Source organism: Croceicoccus sediminis, from assembly GCF_007570835.1.
Taxonomy (GTDB): Bacteria; Pseudomonadota; Alphaproteobacteria; order Sphingomonadales; family Sphingomonadaceae; genus Croceicoccus; species Croceicoccus sediminis.
In genome coordinates this window covers 524,949-541,938 of record NZ_SUNC01000001.1, presented here as the reverse complement: position 1 = coordinate 541,938, position 16,990 = coordinate 524,949, and the positions used below count along the sequence as shown (strand labels likewise).

Annotated in this window: 13 protein-coding genes and 1 tRNA gene; 7 read left to right on the top strand and 7 right to left on the bottom strand. The window is 63.8% G+C overall.

The features are described 5' to 3' along the window. The first annotated feature begins 102 nt into the window (after positions 1–102). From FAX90_RS02395 to FAX90_RS02380, 4 genes are all read left to right on the top strand, one after another. Entirely contained in the window at positions 103–4,767 is a 4,665-nt protein-coding gene (locus FAX90_RS02395; RefSeq protein ID WP_240704786.1) for an NAD-glutamate dehydrogenase domain-containing protein, read from the top strand. 202 nt (positions 4,768–4,969) lie between these two features. Beyond that, entirely contained in the window at positions 4,970–6,259 is a 1,290-nt protein-coding gene (locus tag FAX90_RS02390; RefSeq protein WP_144095192.1) for an MgtC/SapB family protein, read from the top strand. Between the two features lie 45 nt (positions 6,260–6,304). Further along, positions 6,305–7,270, top strand: a complete 966-nt coding sequence (gene trhO, locus FAX90_RS02385; RefSeq protein ID WP_144095190.1) for an oxygen-dependent tRNA uridine(34) hydroxylase TrhO — start codon at positions 6,305–6,307, stop codon at positions 7,268–7,270. Beyond that, on the top strand, positions 7,263–7,898 hold the full coding sequence (locus tag FAX90_RS02380; RefSeq protein WP_144095188.1) for a glutathione S-transferase: 636 nt from the start codon (positions 7,263–7,265) through the stop codon (positions 7,896–7,898). The genes trhO and FAX90_RS02380 overlap by 8 nt, the downstream gene beginning before the upstream one ends. Positions 7,899–7,930: 32 nt before the next feature. Here FAX90_RS02380 and kynU read toward each other — a convergent pair whose 3' ends face one another. From kynU to FAX90_RS02365, 3 genes are read right to left on the bottom strand one after another with little or no spacing between them, the layout of a single operon-like run. Then, positions 7,931–9,169, bottom strand: coding sequence for a kynureninase (gene kynU, locus FAX90_RS02375; protein ID WP_144095186.1), 1,239 nt, complete (start codon positions 9,167–9,169; stop codon positions 7,931–7,933). A gap of 2 nt (positions 9,170–9,171) precedes the next feature. Continuing rightward, complete coding sequence (locus FAX90_RS02370; protein WP_144095185.1) at positions 9,172–10,080, bottom strand: alpha/beta hydrolase family protein; 909 nt, start codon at positions 10,078–10,080, stop codon at positions 9,172–9,174. Between the two features lie 11 nt (positions 10,081–10,091). Then, the gene (locus FAX90_RS02365) at positions 10,092–12,554 is read right to left on the bottom strand and encodes a mechanosensitive ion channel domain-containing protein (protein ID WP_144095183.1); all 2,463 of its coding nucleotides are present in this window, start codon (positions 12,552–12,554) and stop codon (positions 10,092–10,094) included. A gap of 191 nt (positions 12,555–12,745) precedes the next feature. On the opposite strand from FAX90_RS02365, the gene FAX90_RS02360 reads away from it, so the two are divergent. Beyond that, the gene (locus tag FAX90_RS02360) at positions 12,746–13,114 is read left to right on the top strand and encodes a hypothetical protein (protein WP_144095181.1); all 369 of its coding nucleotides are present in this window, start codon (positions 12,746–12,748) and stop codon (positions 13,112–13,114) included. Then, a complete protein-coding gene (locus tag FAX90_RS02355; RefSeq protein ID WP_338080230.1) occupies positions 13,029–13,535 on the top strand; it encodes a GFA family protein in 507 nt (168 codons plus the stop codon). The genes FAX90_RS02360 and FAX90_RS02355 overlap by 86 nt, the downstream gene beginning before the upstream one ends. 66 nt (positions 13,536–13,601) lie before the next feature. On the opposite strand, the gene FAX90_RS02350 is transcribed toward FAX90_RS02355, so the two are convergent. Continuing rightward, positions 13,602–14,864 (bottom strand): OmpP1/FadL family transporter, encoded by a 1,263-nt coding sequence (locus FAX90_RS02350; protein ID WP_144095177.1) that lies wholly within the window; start codon positions 14,862–14,864, stop codon positions 13,602–13,604. A 200-nt stretch (positions 14,865–15,064) separates the two neighbouring features. After that, a tRNA-Pro gene (locus FAX90_RS02345) sits at positions 15,065–15,141 on the bottom strand. 223 nt (positions 15,142–15,364) lie between these two features. Here FAX90_RS02345 and thyA point away from each other — a divergent pair. After that, positions 15,365–16,261 (top strand): thymidylate synthase, encoded by an 897-nt coding sequence (gene thyA, locus FAX90_RS02340; RefSeq protein ID WP_144095175.1) that lies wholly within the window; start codon positions 15,365–15,367, stop codon positions 16,259–16,261. Between the two features lie 21 nt (positions 16,262–16,282). Here thyA and FAX90_RS02335 read toward each other — a convergent pair whose 3' ends face one another. Together FAX90_RS02335 and FAX90_RS02330 are read right to left on the bottom strand one after the other, a co-directional pair. Next, a complete protein-coding gene (locus tag FAX90_RS02335; protein ID WP_144095173.1) occupies positions 16,283–16,741 on the bottom strand; it encodes a molybdenum cofactor biosynthesis protein MoaE in 459 nt (152 codons plus the stop codon). A 1-nt stretch (position 16,742) separates the two neighbouring features. After that, a complete protein-coding gene (locus tag FAX90_RS02330) occupies positions 16,743–16,988 on the bottom strand; it encodes a MoaD/ThiS family protein (RefSeq protein WP_240704675.1) in 246 nt (81 codons plus the stop codon). Positions 16,989–16,990 lie beyond the last annotated feature (2 nt).

Here is a 16,990-nt window from a genome sequence, read left to right as displayed (position 1 = left end):
CGGAAAGGGCGGTTCCAACCAGTACGACCGACCCCGTTTTACGGCACAAGAATGAATTGCGAGGGGAACTTGACCAAGATCGCAGACAAGCCGGGCATCGATATGAAGACGCTCGCGCCACAGCTCGTCCGGCATATCGTCGATTCCGAACTACCCGGCGACGAACCGCTGCCCAAGGAAAGGCGGGAGGAGATCGCGCAGTTCCTGCTCGAATCCGCCGCCGTCCGTGAAAACGGCGACGTTACCATCGTTATCGCCTCGGTCCCAGAAGGCCGCCGCGGAACGCGGATCGCGATCGTCAACGACGACATGCCTTTCCTTGTCGATTCGATCGCGTCGACGCTGGCCGATTTCGGGCTGATCGCCGACACGCTGATCCACCCGGTCGTGCCGGTCGAGCGCGATGATGCCGGAAAGCTTCTGGCCATCGTGGGCGAGAACAGCGACGCGCCCGAAGAATCGCTAATCTACGTCGAAGCGCCCCGCGTCGACGGCGCGCATCGCCGCCAGATCGAACAGGCGCTGTCGACGACGCTTGCAGACGTACGCGCCGCGGTGGAGGACTGGCAAAAGCTGGTCGCCGCGATGGAACGTGACGCGCGCAGCGTGACCGACTCCGAAGGACGGGCGCTGCTAGACTGGTTCGCGGGCGGAATGCTGACCCAGCTGGGCCATGTCACGCGCAAGCGCGACGGTTCGCACAGCCAGCGCCTCGGCGTTTGCCGCAAGAGCGCGAAGGAACTTCTTGCCGATACATCGTGGGATCGCGCCTTTGCCTGGTTCGACGACCTTGGCGAAGACGCGCTGTCGCACGCACCGCTGGTGGTGAAAGCCAACCAGATTTCCCGGGTGCATCGTTCGGTTCCGCTCGACCTGTTCCTCATCCCGGTGATGGAAAATGGCAAGGTCGTTGCTATTTCGACCCACGCGGGCGTGTGGACGAGCGCCGCGCTCAACACTCCGCCCGACGAAGTGCCGCGCATGCGCCGCGAATTCGGGGAACTGACCATTCGGCTGGGTTTCGATCCCAAGGGCCACACCGGCAAGGCCGTGCTCCATGCGCTGACCGTGTTGCCGCACGACTTGCTGATCGGTTTGCAGGACCATGCGATCGCGCGGCTTGCCACGATGATGTCGGGCCTAGTCGACCGCCCGCGCCCGCGCCTTGCCTTGGTCGAGGCACCGTTGTCGCGCCACCTGTTCGCCTTCGTCTGGTTGCCGCGCGATTTGATGAGCACGCAGACACGTATCCGCGTCATGGACATGCTGGAGAGCGAATCGAAGGCCGACATCCTAGACTGGTCGCTCCAGATCGAGGGGGGGAAGCTCGCCCGACTGCACTTCGTTCTCGACATTCGCGGCGGACAGCACATCCCTGACGAAGACGCGCTCGACGCGCGGCTGCAGACGATGCTGCGCGGCTGGGAAGAGGCGGTCGAGCATGAGCTTTCCGCGTTCGAGGAACCGGGCCGTGCCGCCGCGCTGGCGCTGCGTTTCGCAGATGCATTTCCCGTGCCCTACCGTGCCGATTACGGCGCGCATGAAGCGGCGCTGGATATCCTGCGGATCAAGGGACTGGCCAACCTGCCCGAAGATACCTCCTCGCTGCGCCGGGATGCCCGCCTTTACCGGCTCGACAGCGATCCTGAAAACCAGCTGCGTTTGAAGATCTATCAGTACGAAGGCACCCTGCCGCTGTCCGATGCGGTTCCGGCGCTGGAGAATTTCGGCTTTCGCGTCCTGGCGGAAATGCCGACGCGCCTCGACGAAGCGCGGATCGGCACGATCCACGATTTCGTTGTCGGTCTTCGTGAAGGGGATCCGGTTGAGGACATCCTTGACCGCGCCGCCGATATCGAGGCCGCGATTGCAGCGGTGCTGAACAACAGGGCGGAGAACGACGTTTTCAATCGCCTTGTCGTCGTCGCCGGACTGGGCCGGGAAGAGGCAGAATGGCTGCGCATGCTCTACCGCTATCTGCGGCAGGGCGGGCTGGGCTTCACGATCTATACCGTGGTCGACGCCCTTGTCGGCGCGCCGGACGTGACCCGCGGTCTGGTCGATCTGCTGCGTGCGCGCCACGATCCGGCCATGGCCAAGGCAGATGCAGCCGCCGAAAAGGCACGCAAGGCGATTGTCGGCGGTCTGGCCAAGGTCAATGCGATCAACGACGATCGCCTGCTGCGCCAGTACAACGCCACGATCGAGGCGATCCTGCGCACCAACGCCTTCGTACCCGCTGCCGAAGAGGCAATCGCCATCAAACTCGACAGCGCGGGCGTGCCGGGACTGCCCAAGCCGCTGCCCTGGCGTGAGATTTTCGTTTATTCCCGCCGCGTCGAAGGCATCCACCTTCGCGCCGGGCCCGTTGCCCGCGGCGGTCTGCGCTGGTCCGACCGGCGTGACGACTATCGCACCGAGATCCTCGGCCTGATGAAGGCCCAGCGCGTAAAGAACGCGGTGATCGTTCCGACCGGCGCAAAGGGCGGTTTCTATCCCAAGCAGCTTCCCGATCCGTCGAAGGATCGTGACGGCTGGGCCGCCGAGGGCCAGGCAAGCTACGAGATTTTCATCCGGGCTCTGCTTTCGGTGACCGACGACATCGTCGACGACAAGGTCGTGCATCCCGATGGGGTCAAGATCCTCGACGGCGACGATCCGTACTTCGTGGTCGCGGCCGACAAGGGCACGGCGCGTTTTTCCGACGTCGCCAATGCCATCGCAAAGGCCGAAGGCTTCTGGCTGGGCGATGCCTTCGCCAGCGGCGGGTCGAACGGATACGACCACAAGGCCATGGGCATCACCGCGCGCGGTGCGTGGATTTCGGTTCAGCGGCACTTCCTGGAAATGGGCATCGACGTTCAGTCCGATACGATCAGCGTCGTGGGCTGCGGCGACATGTCCGGGGACGTCTTCGGCAACGGCATGCTGCTGTCCAAGGCGCTCAAGCTCGTCGCCGCGTTCGACCATCGGCACATCTTCATCGATCCCGATCCCGACCCGGCGGCAAGCTGGAAGGAACGCAAGCGCATGTTCGAACTGCCGCGTTCCAGCTGGGAGGACTATGACGACAAGCTGATCAGCAAGGGCGGCGGCGTCTTCCCGCGCACGATGAAGCGCATCCCCCTGTCGAAGCAGGCACGCGAGGTGCTGGCCATAGAGGACAAGGAGATCGAGCCTGACGCCCTGATTTCCGCCATCCTCAAGGCCCCGGCGGACCTGCTGTGGTTTGGCGGGATCGGGACTTACGTGAAATCGACCGTGCAGAACCACGTTGATGTTGGCGACCCGTCGAATGATCGTCTTCGCGTCGATGCCGGCGAACTTCGCGTGAAAGCCATCGGCGAAGGCGCGAACCTTGGCATCACGCAGGCCGGACGTATCGAGTTTGCCCTGTCCGGCGGACGCATCAACACCGACTTCATCGACAATTCGGCAGGCGTCGATTGTTCGGACAACGAGGTGAACATCAAGATCGCGCTGGAAGCGGCGCGCAAGGCGGGCCGCCTGTCAGAGGAACGGCGCAACAAGCTGCTTGAGGAGATGACCGACGAGGTTGCCACCATCGTGCTGGAGGACAACCGCCTCCAGACGCTGGCATTGTCGGTGGCGGAGCAGGGCGGTTCGCAGGCCACGGCATCGCAGATCCGGCTCATCGAGCAGCTCGAGGACGGCGGCAATCTTGACCGCCGGACCGAGGGGCTGGCCGCAAGCGACGTGTTTACGCGCCGCGCGGCGGAAGGTCATGGCCTGACCCGGCCCGAACTGGCGGTCCTTTTGTCCAGTTCGAAGCTGGTGCTGCAGGACTCTATCGAGAATTCGAAGCTGCCTAACGATCCGGCGATGGAGAGGACACTCGTCACCTCTTTCCCGGAGCAGTTGCAGGACAAGTTCCGCAAGTATCTCGAGGAACATCGCCTGCGTCACGAGATCATCGCGACCGAACTGGCCAACCGCATCATCAACCGGCTGGGCATGATCCTGCCCTACGAACTGGCCGAGGAAGAAAACGCACTTCTGGCCGAAGTGGCGGCAGCTTTCGTCGCTGTCGATCGCCTGTTCGATCTGAGCGATTTGTGGGAAAAGATCGAGAGCGCGAAGATGCCCGAGGAAGGGCGCCTGCTGCTGCTCGACCGGGCGGCAGGGGCTGTTCGCAGCCACATGGCCGACGTCCTGCGCCTTGGCGCGGGGGAAGTTTCTCCTTCGGACATCCATGAGCGCCTGCGCCCCCAGATTGACCTCTTGTCATCCGAAACGATCAAGCTGCTGGAAACGGCTGCGCGCAACCATTCCGACCGGCTGCGCACCGAACTGACCGCCAAGGGCGTTCCGGCAGCCATGGCCGATGCGGTCGTCCACCTCTACCAGATGGACGGCGCGATCGGCCTGGCGCAGCTTTCGGCCGACAGCGGCATCAAGGCGCGCACGGTTGCGGCAACCTTCACCGATCTGGGCGCGAAGCTGGGCATCGACTGGGCCCAGCAGACCGCCGCGGTGATGAGCCCGTCGGACCCGTGGGAACGCCTGCTGGTGGCCGGTCTGTCACGCGATCTTCAGCAGATGCGCCTGCAGTTCCTGCACAAGCTGCTGCGGAGCGAAAAGGCCAAGGCCGATCCGGCGGAGGCTCTGGCTAACTGGACCGAGAATCGCCAGTCGGCGATCCGCCAGTTCCGCTCGATGGTTGCTCGGGCCGAAAACTCGGTGCCGGTATCGCCTGCCATGCTGGCGCATATCGCGGGTCAGGGGCGCACGCTTTTCGCCAGCTGACCCGGAAACGATTGAAGCGTCGATGCGTCCCGTTTCCGCAGTCGCAGACCGGTTATGCCGGCGCGAATGCGGGAACGGACATCGCATGGATGGCACCTTGCAGAACCGGTCGGCGGCGGTGAACAATCGGGCGGCGCGGCTTGCCCGCCGCCGGTAATGCGCGCAGTCATGATCGCGGTCTTCAGTCCTGATCGGGAATGGCTTGTCCGCGCAGTACCCCTACCTCGACACGGAGCTTGTCCTGCCGCTGCTGTCCGCGCTGGCCGCCGGACTGCTGATCGGGATAGAGCGTGGTTGGCGCCAGCGTGAACTTGCCAGCGGGTCACGCGTTGCCGGTATCCGCACATTCACGCTGATCGGCGGCAGCGGGGCCATCGTCGCCATTGTCGCGCTCAACATATCCCATGCGGTTGCCGCGGTGCTTCTTGCCGGCCTGCTCGTCGTGCTCGTCACCATGTTCCTGCGTGCGATGAACGACACCAGGAGCCGCGACGCGACGACCATGGTGGCCGCGCTCGTGGCGCTCGGCCTTGGCCTGCTGGGCGGCGCGGGTTATCCCGCCTTTGCTGTTGCCGGTGCGGCCCTCACGAGTTTCATCCTTGCCATGCGGCGGCAGAGCCATGCCTTCGTCGCGCGGCTGACGCGCGAGGAGATGCAGGCGATTGCGCGCTACGCGGTGCTCGCGGTCGCGATCCTGCCGTTCCTGCCCGACGCGCAGTTCGGACCGTATGACGCGTGGAACCCGTTCCGGCTGTGGCTAGTCGTCCTGCTGATTACCGGGTTTTCGATCGCCGGCTATGTCGCGAACCGTCTGGTCGGGGAACGGCGCGGCACGATCGTCACGGCGATGATTGGTGGGGCCTATTCGTCCACCGCGGTCACCGCCTCGCTTGCACAACGGCTGCGCGAAGGGACCGGCGGCCCCTTGTCGACCGGCATCGCGCTGGCCAGTGCGATCATGTATTTGCGGGTCATCGCGCTGACTGCGATCCTGGCGCCGGTCGTGACGGTGCCGATCTTTCTGCTCTTGGGTGCGCCGACGCTGATGGCTTTCGCCGCGACCGCCCTCGCATGGCGGTTCGAAACGGGGGAAGAGGCGGCATCAGGCGGGCCGAGAATGACGAACAAGCCTTTCGCGCTTCTGCCCGCTTTCGTCTTCCTGGCTGCTGTTGCTGGTGCGTCATTGCTGGTGAACTGGGCGCAGGCGGAATTCGGAGAAGCGGGGGGCGGCCTTTCGCTGTTCATCGCGGGCAGTTTCGATGTCGATGCCGCCATCGTTGCCTTTTCCGCGCTGCCGGAAGGCGCCGTGGCCCCGCGTATCGCCGCGCTCGCGCTGGCCGGGACGGTCGCGGTGAACATGGCGTTCAAGACCGGCATCGTGCTCGCCAATGCGCGCTGGCGTCGTGGGCGCACGGCTGCGCTGGCGCTGCTGTCGAGCCTCATCCTGCTGCTCGCGATCCTCATCTGGGATTTCGTTCGCCTGTTTGCATGATGCATCGGGGCTGACGGAGGGCGGGCTTGGCGCTATGGGCCGCGCATGAGCAATCCGATTTCCGATACCGGCGAAGTCCTTGTCGCGGCACTGTACCGCTTTACGCGCCTTGACGACTTTGCCGATCTTCAGGCGCCGCTTCAGTCGCTATGCGAAAGCCATGGCATTCGCGGAACCTTGCTGCTTGCCCACGAAGGCGTGAACGGCACGATTGCGGGGCCGCATGACGGCATCGACGAAGTCCTTTCCCATATTCGCAGCTTCCCCGATTGCGCCGACCTCGACGTGAAGTTCTCCTCGGCCTCGACAATGCCGTTCAACCGGATGAAAGTTCGGCTGAAGCGTGAGATCGTCACGATGGGAGAGGAAGGCATCGACCCTCGCCGCAGCGTCGGCACATATGTCGATCCGCAGGACTGGAACGCGCTGATTGCCGATCCTGACACGATCGTCATCGACACGCGCAACGATTACGAAGTCGCGGTCGGCACGTTCCGGCGCGCGATCGATCCGAAAACCGCCAGCTTTCGCGAATTCCCCGCCTGGTTCCGCGAACAGCGCGAACGCCTGCTGGGCGAAGGGCGGCAGCCGCGCGTCGCGATGTTCTGTACCGGCGGTATCCGCTGCGAGAAATCGACCGCGTTTCTGAAGCAGGAAGGCGTGGAAGATGTCTTCCACCTCAAGGGCGGTATCCTCAAATACCTTGAAACCGTCCCTTCAGAGCAAAGTCTTTGGGAAGGGGAATGCTTCGTTTTCGACAACCGCGTCACGGTCGGCCATGGGCTGGTCGAGGGCAGCTATGGCCTGTGCCATGCCTGCCGCAACCCGGTTAGCGAGCAGGACCGCGCGTCGGATCTATACGAGGAAGGGGTCAGCTGCCCCGGCTGTTTCGAAGAGCGGACGGAGGAGCAGCGCGCATCCTACCGCGAACGTCACAAGCAACAGCGCCTTGCGGCAGAACGCGGCGAACAGCACGTTGGAGCGCGTTTGGTCGGGCGCCGAGATGACTGACAAGACCGTGCCCACCCTCTACAGTTTTCGCCGCTGCCCCTATGCGATGCGGGCGCGCCTTGCCCTGTCGATCAGCGGCATGACCTGCGAATTGCGCGAAGTGAAGCTGTCGGCAAAGCCGCAGGCCATGCTCGACGCATCGCCCAAAGGCACCGTGCCCGTGCTGGTCAAGCTTGGCGGCGAGGTCGTGGATGAGAGCATCGACATCATGCGGCTGGCCCTGTCGCACAACGATCCTGAAGGCTGGCTGCTGCGCGACGACGCCGACCTGATCGCGCGCAACGACGGCGAATTCAAACACCATCTCGACCGATACAAGTACCCCGATCGGCATGGCTCCGACCCCGAGGAACACCGTGCCGCGGCGCTTGGTTTCCTGACCGATCTCGATGCGCGGATCGCCGCTTCGGGACAATTGTGCGGTCCCGCAAGGGGCATTGCGGACATGGCGATAATGCCTTTCGTCCGCCAGTTCGCCGCCGTCGACCGGGACTGGTTTGCCGGTGCAGGCATCCCCAACGTGGGTTCGTGGCTGCAAGGTCATCTGGAATCCGCCTTGTTCAAGGGCATAATGACCAAGTTCGCGCCATGGGTGGAAGGCGACGCGCCGGTCCGTTTTCCGGCCTGATTGCGGCTGGTCCCGAAAGGGCGCTACGCCGGTCAGGTCACGCGTCGCGGCCGGGTGAAGCGATCGTCCTGCCAGGCGCTGCTATCCATTACTTCGCGTAAGATCCGCACGGCTTCCCACACGTCCGCAAACCGGGTGTAGAGCGGGGTGAAACCCATGCGGAGAATATCCGGCGTGCGGAAATCGCCGATGACGCCTCGCTCAATCAGGGCCTGGCAAACCGCATGGGCGTGGGGATGGGCAAAGCTGACGTGGCTGCCGCGGTGCCGGGCGTCTGCCGGAGAGGCGAGGGTGAAGCCGTGCCTTTCGCACAAGTCCTGCATCAGTTCGATATAGAGCCCGCAAATCGCCTGCCCCTTGGCGAAAAGAGCGGCCAGATCAACGCCGTCGAACTGCGCCAGCCCGCTTTCCAGCGCTGCCATCGCAAGGATGGGCGGGGTCCCGCATAGAAAACGGTCTATGCTTGGTGAAGGGGCGTACCCTTGCGAGAAGGCGAACGGTTCGGCGTGACCCATCCAGCCGGGCAGGGGCGTTTCCAACCGCTCCTGCAATCCGCTTCTGACATAGAGGAAAGCCGGAGCGCCGGGCCCACCGTTGAGATACTTGTAACCGCAGCCCACGGCGAGGTTCGCGCCGCTGCCGGCCAGATCCAGCGCGACAGCGCCTGTACTGTGACTGAGATCCCAGAGCACGAGCGCGCCCTTGTCGTGCGCGGCCTTGTTCATCGCCGCCATGTCGATCTTGTGGCCGGAGCGATAGTCGACATGCGTCAGCAGGACGAGCGCGGTATCGTCATCGATATGGTCGATGATCGCGTCGCGCGGGGCCGCCTTCACAGACGTGCCGCTCGCGAGGTTGGCCACCGATTGCGCCATGTAGCGGTCCGTTGGAAAGCCCGAATCTTCGGTAAGGATCGTGCCGTGCGATGGCGACAGGGCGAGGGCACCTTGCAGCAGTTTGAACAAGTTCACCGATGTCGAATCGCAGGCGATCACTTCGTCCGGTCCGGCACCGATCAGCTTCGCGATCCTCTCGCCGATCCGCCTTGGCAGGCCGATCCAGTCATGGGCGTTCCAGCTCCGGATGAGATCGCGGCCCCACTGCGCCTCGACCACTTCGGCCAGATGGCGAGGTGTAGCGCCTGGCAGCGCGCCCAGCGAATTGCCGTCAAGGTAGATCACCCCTTCCGGCAGGCTGAACCTTTCGCGAAGCGGCGCCAGCGGATCGCCAGCGTCGAGGTCCAGAACGTCCTGATAGGTCGGCGTTGCCATTGTCAGCGACCGGCTTCGAGATATTCGAGCGCGATCTCGACGACCTTGTCGCCCGCCTTGGTGCCGGGGGTGATCAGTTCGAAATGCCCTTGATCGGGAATATCGACGACCCGGATATCCTCGCCGCTTTCGCGGACCTTTGCGGCGTAGTCGTGAGCAAACTTGGGCGGCACGATGACGTCCGCCTCTCCCGAGACAAGCACCTGCGGCGTGCCGATGGGCAGAAGTTCGACAGGCGAGGTGTCGGCGAACGGATTGCTTCGCCCCTGTCCGACAAGCCGGTCGACCGTGTCGGAACCGCATGCTCCCGCTGCTTCTACGCGCGCCTGTTCGAGGTCGGGGAGGCCCCCGATGCTGATGACGGCCCGCAGTTTCTGCGCGCCCGATGCGTGCAGCGGACTGTCGGCGCCGATCCGCCCGCGACCGGCAAGCCAGATTGCAAGGTGCCCGCCTGCCGAATGGCCGAGCGCCACGGTGCGCGAGGTGTCCAGACCATAGTCCGCACCCTTGTCCCGAAGCAGGTCCGCCGCCGCCGCGATGTCCGTGAACGTGCCCGGATAGCCCCCGCCATCGACGTCGACGCCGCGATACTCGACATTCCAGACCGCCACGCCCTTGTCGACGAAGGCCTGCGCCATCCGGTTCATGATCTCTGCCGTCGCGATATTCGTCTGCCAGCATCCGCCGTGGACCATGAAGACCACGGGATGCTGCCCCGCGCCGCGCGGCGTCCAGAGATCGACATGTTGCAGCGGATCGTCGCCATAGGCGATCGCGCGGGGCGAGGCAGGCTGTTCCAGTTCCTGAAAATCGGCGTAAGTCATGACCGGTGGCACTGTCTGGCACGAAGAGGTCATCAGCGACATCATCAATCCCCCGGCGATCAGCATCGCGCCTCGCGTCTTGTTCATCGTCTTCAAACTCACGCCGGTCCCGGTTTGCCGAGGAATCCTTCCGGCACCGATCGCACGTGCAGGTCGCGCTGCGGGAAAGGTATCTCGATGCCTTCCTCGGCAAAACGGCTGGCGATCGCAAAATAGATAAGAGAGGTGGTCGGCGCGCCCTCCGTGGCTTCGCGCACGAAAGCCAGGATCTTCATGTTGATCGAGCTGTCCCCGAATCCTTCGATGGCCACGGCCGGTTCGGGCGTTTCGAGGACCGCATCGGTGGAATGCGCGATTTCGAGCAGGATTCGCCGCGCCCTTTCCAGATCGGTGCCATAGGCGACACCGACGGGTACCACGATGCGCGTCGGCGCGGTGCTGAAGCTGCGGTTTTTCACGACCTCTGTGATCAGCTGCGAGTTCGGGATGATGATCTGGTGGCGGTCGAACGTCTCGACATGCGTGGATCGCACCGCGACCTTGCGCACGATACCCGAATGCTCGCCCACTTCGATCCAGTCGCCCACCTTGATCGGGCGTTCCATCAGGAGAAGAATGCCGCTGACGAAGTTTTCGACCACCGATTGCAGGCCGAAGCCAAGGCCCACCGAAAGCGCACCGGCCACGAAGGCGAGGCTCGACAGATCGAGGCCGGTCGTGGCGATGGCGATGACAGCGGCCAGCGTGACCCCGATATAGCCAAGGAACGTGAGGATCGCCGCCTCTGCGCCCGCTTCCATGCCGAATTCGGGCATGACCGACACTTTGAGGAACCTTTGCAGCCAGCGCGTGACGAAGTACCCGACGAAGAAGACGATGAAGAATGTGAACACGTCCCCGGCGGAAATCTTGATTTCACCGAATTCGATACCGTTGCGCAGGGCAAGCAGCGCGTCCCCGATCTCGTACGCGCTGTAACCCCAGATGATCGCCAGCAGGGGAATCACAAGGAGTGTCGCCACGATCCCGCTGAGCAGCGGGAGGAAATGCAGGATGCGGCGATAGCGGTACAGGCGCCCCGAAGCGAGCGACGTGACGAACAGTGCAAAGGATCGGTGGATGTAGATCGCGGTGCAGATCGTGCCCAGCGACAGCAGCGTGGCCGAAAAGATATAGCGGGCCAGCAGGGCAAAGCCGATAACGGCGGCGATCACCGCGGCCAGCGAAAATATCTTGATTGCTCGCGCAAGCGGGGTCGCGAAATCGAGGCTGGCTTCGGAACTGGTCGTGCTCTTTTCCTCACGGCTTTCCCAGAAACGCCGCGCCTCCAGGATCGAATTCGCCAGTTGCCACAAGAGCCACGCGCCCAAGGTGACCAGCATCGCCGAGAGCAGCCGTGACAGCTCGGTCCCGAGCAGGTCGTATTCCTCTAGGTTCGCGACGACCAGTTCTGCGGCCAGGACATAGGCAATACGCCGAACGATCAGCAGTGCGCGCCGCGAACCTTCTTCGGGCAACGTGATCAGGCGCAATTCGGGAAAGGGCGAAAGCAGAACCCCGCGGCCCAGCCAGTGGCCGACGGAGACGATCACCCCGGCGACGATGAAACTGGCGGCCAGTTCGCTCGTGCTTTCAGGTCCGATGAGCGGGATGAACGCGGCCAACAGGGCCAGTGTGGCCAACAATATGCTGATGCCGAGGACGAGAGCCAGCAGGCTGTCGAGCACGATTGTCAGGGCCAGCCGCCGCGCCACGCCGCCGCCGGACAGGAGGCGCCTTTGCACCAGCCGTGTAATCCACCGCCGGGTGAATACGGCGAGCAGGGGTAGACCCACGATCGCCGCGATGACGAGCATGGCGCCGAAAGCGACATAGCCCATGCCGTGATCGACGACGGCCTGGCGAATCGCATCCCGCGTTTTGCTGACGCCGGCCCAAAGGTCTTTCGCACTATCGACCCACAGGCGCGGATCGAGTGGGGACTGACCGTTCTGGAACAGCCTTGCCTGGGTCAGCGCCGCGATCTTTTCATCGAGTTCGCCGACAAGCACGGCGGCGGTCACTTGTGCATCGCGAAGGCGCATGACCGGCTGCTGAATCTCGCCAAGCCGGGCCGTGAGTTCCTCCCTGCGCTCCGTGATGTAGGCAGGCTCGGTTTCGCCATCGGCGGGAACCGGGCCCAAGGCATCGATGCGCGCCTGTAGAATGCGCGTGTCGAGCGAACCGCTCGTTGCCATGGCATTGGCAAGGTCGCGGTCGCGGGCCAGCTTTGCGCGGACCACGGCAAACCTGCTTCGACCCTGGATGGAAAGGTCCTGAGTGTCCTCGTCGAGCAAGGCACGCGCTTCGTCGGCATTCGCTTCGAATTGCTCGAAAAGCTCTTCGACTGCCGGGTCGCGTTCCTGCTTCTCGATCTTGGCGGCCTCGACCTCGGCTTCGAGTTCGACTGCTTCGGCGACCATCGGGACGAGTGCGGCCTGCGCACCCCTGGGCACCATGACGAGCATGAACATCGCAAGCGCAATGGCCCATGTCGCGTAACGCCACTTCGACGGAATCATGCCATACCTTTCTTCATCCGGTTGCCAGCCTAGCGGCCGAGTCCTCCAAAAGGGAGCCGTCTTGGTTCGCAATGCACCGATGTTCGGCGCAAGGTTGACTTTACGAAAGGGGAGGGGGAGCTTTTCCGAGTGGAAAATGCAAGATCGCGAGCAGTACCGACGCTGCTGGCAGGACAAGAAGGAACGGCCGAATGCGCACAATCTGCCTGACCGTATCGGTCGCCTTTGCCCTTGCTGCTTGCGGGGCGCAGCCCGCGCCCGAGCCCGAAGCGAGCGAGGACCCCGCGACGAAAGTCATGGCGACAATTCCCGAAAGTCTCGCGCCTTTTGGCGACGGGTACCCGGAACCGGGCAATCCTTGCCGCAGGCTTGGCGAAAGCGCGGCAACGTCGAATTACCTCGATGACAGCGCGATTCTGGTGGGCTGCCCTGACGATGCTTCTGCCAGCGCGCTTGGCGGCGAGATCGTCGACAATGTCGATGGTATCCGCCTTGTCAGCATCGCAATGGGCGATGCCAACGCCGGCATGGGCGAAGCCGCACCGGCAGATCAGGAATGATGAGATCGTTGCTATGACAGAATCCGCAAGCGGATCCTGCCTTTGCGGTACCGTCAGGTTCGAGATTTCAGGTGGTTTCGAGAAGTTCTTCCTATGCCATTGTAGTCTCTGCCGAAAAGGTTCCGGTTCGGCGCATGCTGCCAATCTGGTTTTGACGACAGCAAGGCTGAACTGGCTTTCGGGGCAGGACTGCGTTCGGACCTATCGCGTGCCGGAAAGCCGCCACGAACGGAATTTCTGCGATCAGTGCGGGTCTGCGCTTCCCGGCGTCCATGCGAATGGCGCGTTCGTCGTCGTACCGGCCGGAAGTGTCGATAGTGCGATTGGCATCAGGCCCGATGCGCATATCTGCCTTGCCAGCAGGGCCGAGTGGGACGCGGACCTGCAAGACGTTCCCGGATTCGCCGGTCTCCCCGGTTAGCCGCCAGGTTACTCGGCAATACGTAACTCGCGGCCGCCCGGCGCGACTACGCCGGGCGGCACCAGATCAGAGAATGAAGCCGAATGACAGGCCGACCGCGGTTTCGGCAAGGTGCACGTCCGCCTCGCCGCCGCCGAACGGCATCGGGATCGAACCGGAACCGCGCACGGTCTGGGTTGGCGCGCGCATGACATAGCCGGTCAGTTCGACATCGTCGGCAAGGCCGACCGTCGCGCCCAGCGTGTAGTGTCCGCGCACGACGCCCGGTGCGAAGACATTGAGCAGGGTCTGCGACTGCGGGACCGGGTTGTCCGAACGGCCATAGCCTGCACGCAGGGTGAGGGCGGGGCTAGCCTGATAGACCGCGCCCACCTTCCAGACGTCGATGTCGCGCCAGCCGAAACCCGGGCCGCCGTCCGCGCCGAAGGGCACGCCTTCGAACAAGGGGGCCAGCGTATTGCCGACCGACTGGACGCCCGCATATTCGATCCGCTTGTAATCTGCGCCCACGGTCAGGCGGTCACTGGCCTTGACCGATGCGCCGACGCCCCAGGACGCCGGAATGTCGAAATCGCCGCCTTCTGCGAAGAGGCCCGCGTAATCGTCGAACCGCCCGGACCAGACCTTGGACTGGTAGAACGCTCCGATCTTCACGTTGTCGCCGACCGAACCGAGATAGCCGACCCGCACGCCCGCGCCTGTCGTCCAATCCGCGCCGTTGTTCGATACCTTGGCCGGTTCCTGCGAATAAGCGGCAAAGGGCTGCGCGCCGTGCAGTTCGAAGCTCTGGATCACGAAGAGGGGCGACACGCCGATCGAGTGGCCTTCGGCAAATTCGACCGCAACGGTCGGCGAAATCATGATCTGGCGAAGGTTCACACCGGCCGGACCCGTTGCGCCGAAGCTGGCGAAAGGGTTGGCCTTGTAATGCGTGTTCATGCCGCCGTTGCCGTTGACCGAGATGCCGACGGAAACCTTGTCCGACAGCGGGCGGACATAGGCGCCTTCGGGCAGGATAAAGGGGTTCGACCCGTTGCCGGAATAGTCACCGTCCAGTCCGGCCTGGTTGCCGGAAATACGCGCGCCGCGATCGGGCACGAAGATTTCGACACCGACGTCGAGGCGATGGCCCAGCTCTGTCGCGGCGGCCGGATTGACCGAAATGGCCAGCGCATCCTGCGGCATCGCGATCTCCACGCCGCCAGCGCCCTTGGCCTTGGCTCCGGTGCCGTTGAGGAAATAGCCGTCGGTGGCCTGCGCGGTGCCCGGAATCAGCGCAGCGGCGGAAACCGCCAGGGCAAGCGAAAGGCGGGAGAGATGGGTCGACATGATGGGGGATGCTTCCTGAATGCGATAGTCGCCGGAATAAGTGGGGGCCGGCTTCGACGGTCTGGCATTTAGGAGACGCGGGCACGCATTGAAGCGAGATATCCTTGCGACCCGACAAGCCCCGCTTTCCAGCAAGAGAAATCTAGGCGCAAAGCCAGAATGGCGCAGCGATGTCAGAAACGCGGCCAAAGGGCCGAAATTGGTCGGGGAGAGAGGATTCGAACCTCCGGCCCCTGCCTCCCGAAGACAGTGCTCTACCAGGCTGAGCTACTCCCCGACCGATCGGTCTGCCACAGCGCTCTTGCGAGGCTGCGGCGAGGCAGGTGCGGGCCTATAAGCGGCGCATTTGGTTCTGGCAAGCGGGCAATCGGAAGTTTCTCGACGATTTGTTCGATCGGACCCGGAAACATGCTCGCAAGTGTGGATGCAGCGGTGCGAAAACTGGCAAATTCGCGCGAAAGGCCCAAAGGTAATCGTGCGCGGCGGACAGGATGAAGGCAATGCGACACCCCGAGTATCAGTACCTCGACCTGATGGAAAACGTGCTCGAACACGGGGATGAGCGTATCGACCGCACGGGCGTCGGTACGCGTTCGCTGTTCGGGGCGATGGCCCGGTTCGACCTGTCGGATGGTTCGGTCCCGATCCTGACGACGAAGCGGGTCTACTGGAAAACCGCGGTGAAGGAGATGCTCTGGTTCCTGACCGGGCAGACCAATATCCAGTCGCTACTGCGCGACAATGTGCGCATCTGGTCCGATTGGCCGCTGGCCCATTACCGGGAACAGACCGGCGAAGACATTTCGCAGGAAGATTTCGAGGCGCGAATCGTTGCCGATGACGATTTCGCCGCGCGCTGGGGCGAGCTGGGCCCGGTCTATGGCAAGCAGTGGCGCCGCTGGCTGGGCAGCGACGGCAAGGAACACGACCAGATCGCCACGCTGGTCGACATGTTGCGCAACAATCCGTCGAGCAGGCGGATGCTGTTCCATGGCTGGAACGTCGCGGAGCTGGACCGCATGGCCTTGCCGCCGTGTCACATGGTCTATCAGTACCACGTGACGTCGGACGGCAGGCTAAATTCCCTGATGTTCCAGCGGTCGGCCGACCTGCTGCTGGGTGCTCCCTTCAACTGGGCGGGGGCCAGTGCGCTGCAACTGATGCTGGCGCAGCAGGCAGGGTTGAAGCCGGGGCACTTCGTGTGGTTCGGCGGCGACGTGCATCTTTATTCCAACCACTACGAACAGGCCCGCGAACAGATGAGCCGCGAGCCGCGCCCGTTCCCGAAAATGCACCTTGTCCGCAAACCCGACAGCATCGACGGATACCGGATCGAGGATTTCGTGGTCGAGGACTACGCCCCGCACGCCGCCATCAAGGCGGAAGTAGCGGTCTGATTTTCAGGGGCGGTCTGACGTTCAGGGCACGGCGGTCCAGCGGGCAAGGTCCGAGTGATCGGCATCGCGCGGTTCGATCCAGCGCCAGCCGCAGGCGGTTTTTTCCCGTTTCCAGAACCATGCCCTGCTTTTGAGGTGGTCCATCAGGAAATCTGCCGCTTCGAACGCATCGCGGCGATGACGGGCCGCACAGGCGACAAGGACAATCGCATCGCCCGGCTCCATCGTGCCGACACGGTGCAGGACCAGCGTGCCCGTCAGCGGCCAGTGCGCTTCTGCCCGCGCAGCCAGATCGGTCATCCCCGGTAGTGTCAGCGGTTCGAAATGGCGAAGCTCCAGGGCCTCGACCTCGCTGCCCGCTTCTTCGCGGACCAGTCCGGTGAAGCTGACGATGCCGCCGGCATCTCCGCAAGTGTGCGAGAAGCGGCGCAGTTCCTCGTTCGGGTCGAACGGGTCGGTGGCGAGGCGGACGTCGCGCACGTCAGCCGCCGCTGACCGGCGGAAGGAAGGCAAGCTCGTCCCCGTCACCGGCCAGGACTTCGCCAGCCGCGACCAGCGTACCGTTCAGCGCGATGCGGATATCGGGCGCGGCGATGGCGACGGCCAGTTCGGGGTCGAGGCGCTCGGCAATGGCGGGAAGGCTCATCCGGTCCGCGATGTCGAGCGCGATCTCGCCCGCACCCGCCACGTCTTCCAGCTTGCCCAAAAACAGCAACGTCAAAGCCACGA

Coding starts and splice junctions, on each gene's coding strand:
- FAX90_RS02395 (WP_240704786.1), top strand. CDS start 103: ATGAAGACGCTCGCGCCACAGCTCGTCCGGCATATCGTCGATTCCGAA.
- trhO (WP_144095190.1), top strand. CDS start 6,305: ATGAGCAATCCGATTTCCGATACCGGCGAAGTCCTTGTCGCGGCACTG.
- FAX90_RS02380 (WP_144095188.1), top strand. CDS start 7,263: ATGACTGACAAGACCGTGCCCACCCTCTACAGTTTTCGCCGCTGCCCC.
- kynU (WP_144095186.1), bottom strand. CDS start 9,169: ATGGCAACGCCGACCTATCAGGACGTTCTGGACCTCGACGCTGGCGAT.
- FAX90_RS02370 (WP_144095185.1), bottom strand. CDS start 10,080: ATGAACAAGACGCGAGGCGCGATGCTGATCGCCGGGGGATTGATGATG.
- FAX90_RS02365 (WP_144095183.1), bottom strand. CDS start 12,554: ATGATTCCGTCGAAGTGGCGTTACGCGACATGGGCCATTGCGCTTGCG.
- FAX90_RS02360 (WP_144095181.1), top strand. CDS start 12,746: ATGCGCACAATCTGCCTGACCGTATCGGTCGCCTTTGCCCTTGCTGCT.
- FAX90_RS02355 (WP_338080230.1), top strand. CDS start 13,029: ATGTCGATGGTATCCGCCTTGTCAGCATCGCAATGGGCGATGCCAACG.
- FAX90_RS02350 (WP_144095177.1), bottom strand. CDS start 14,864: ATGTCGACCCATCTCTCCCGCCTTTCGCTTGCCCTGGCGGTTTCCGCC.
- thyA (WP_144095175.1), top strand. CDS start 15,365: ATGCGACACCCCGAGTATCAGTACCTCGACCTGATGGAAAACGTGCTC.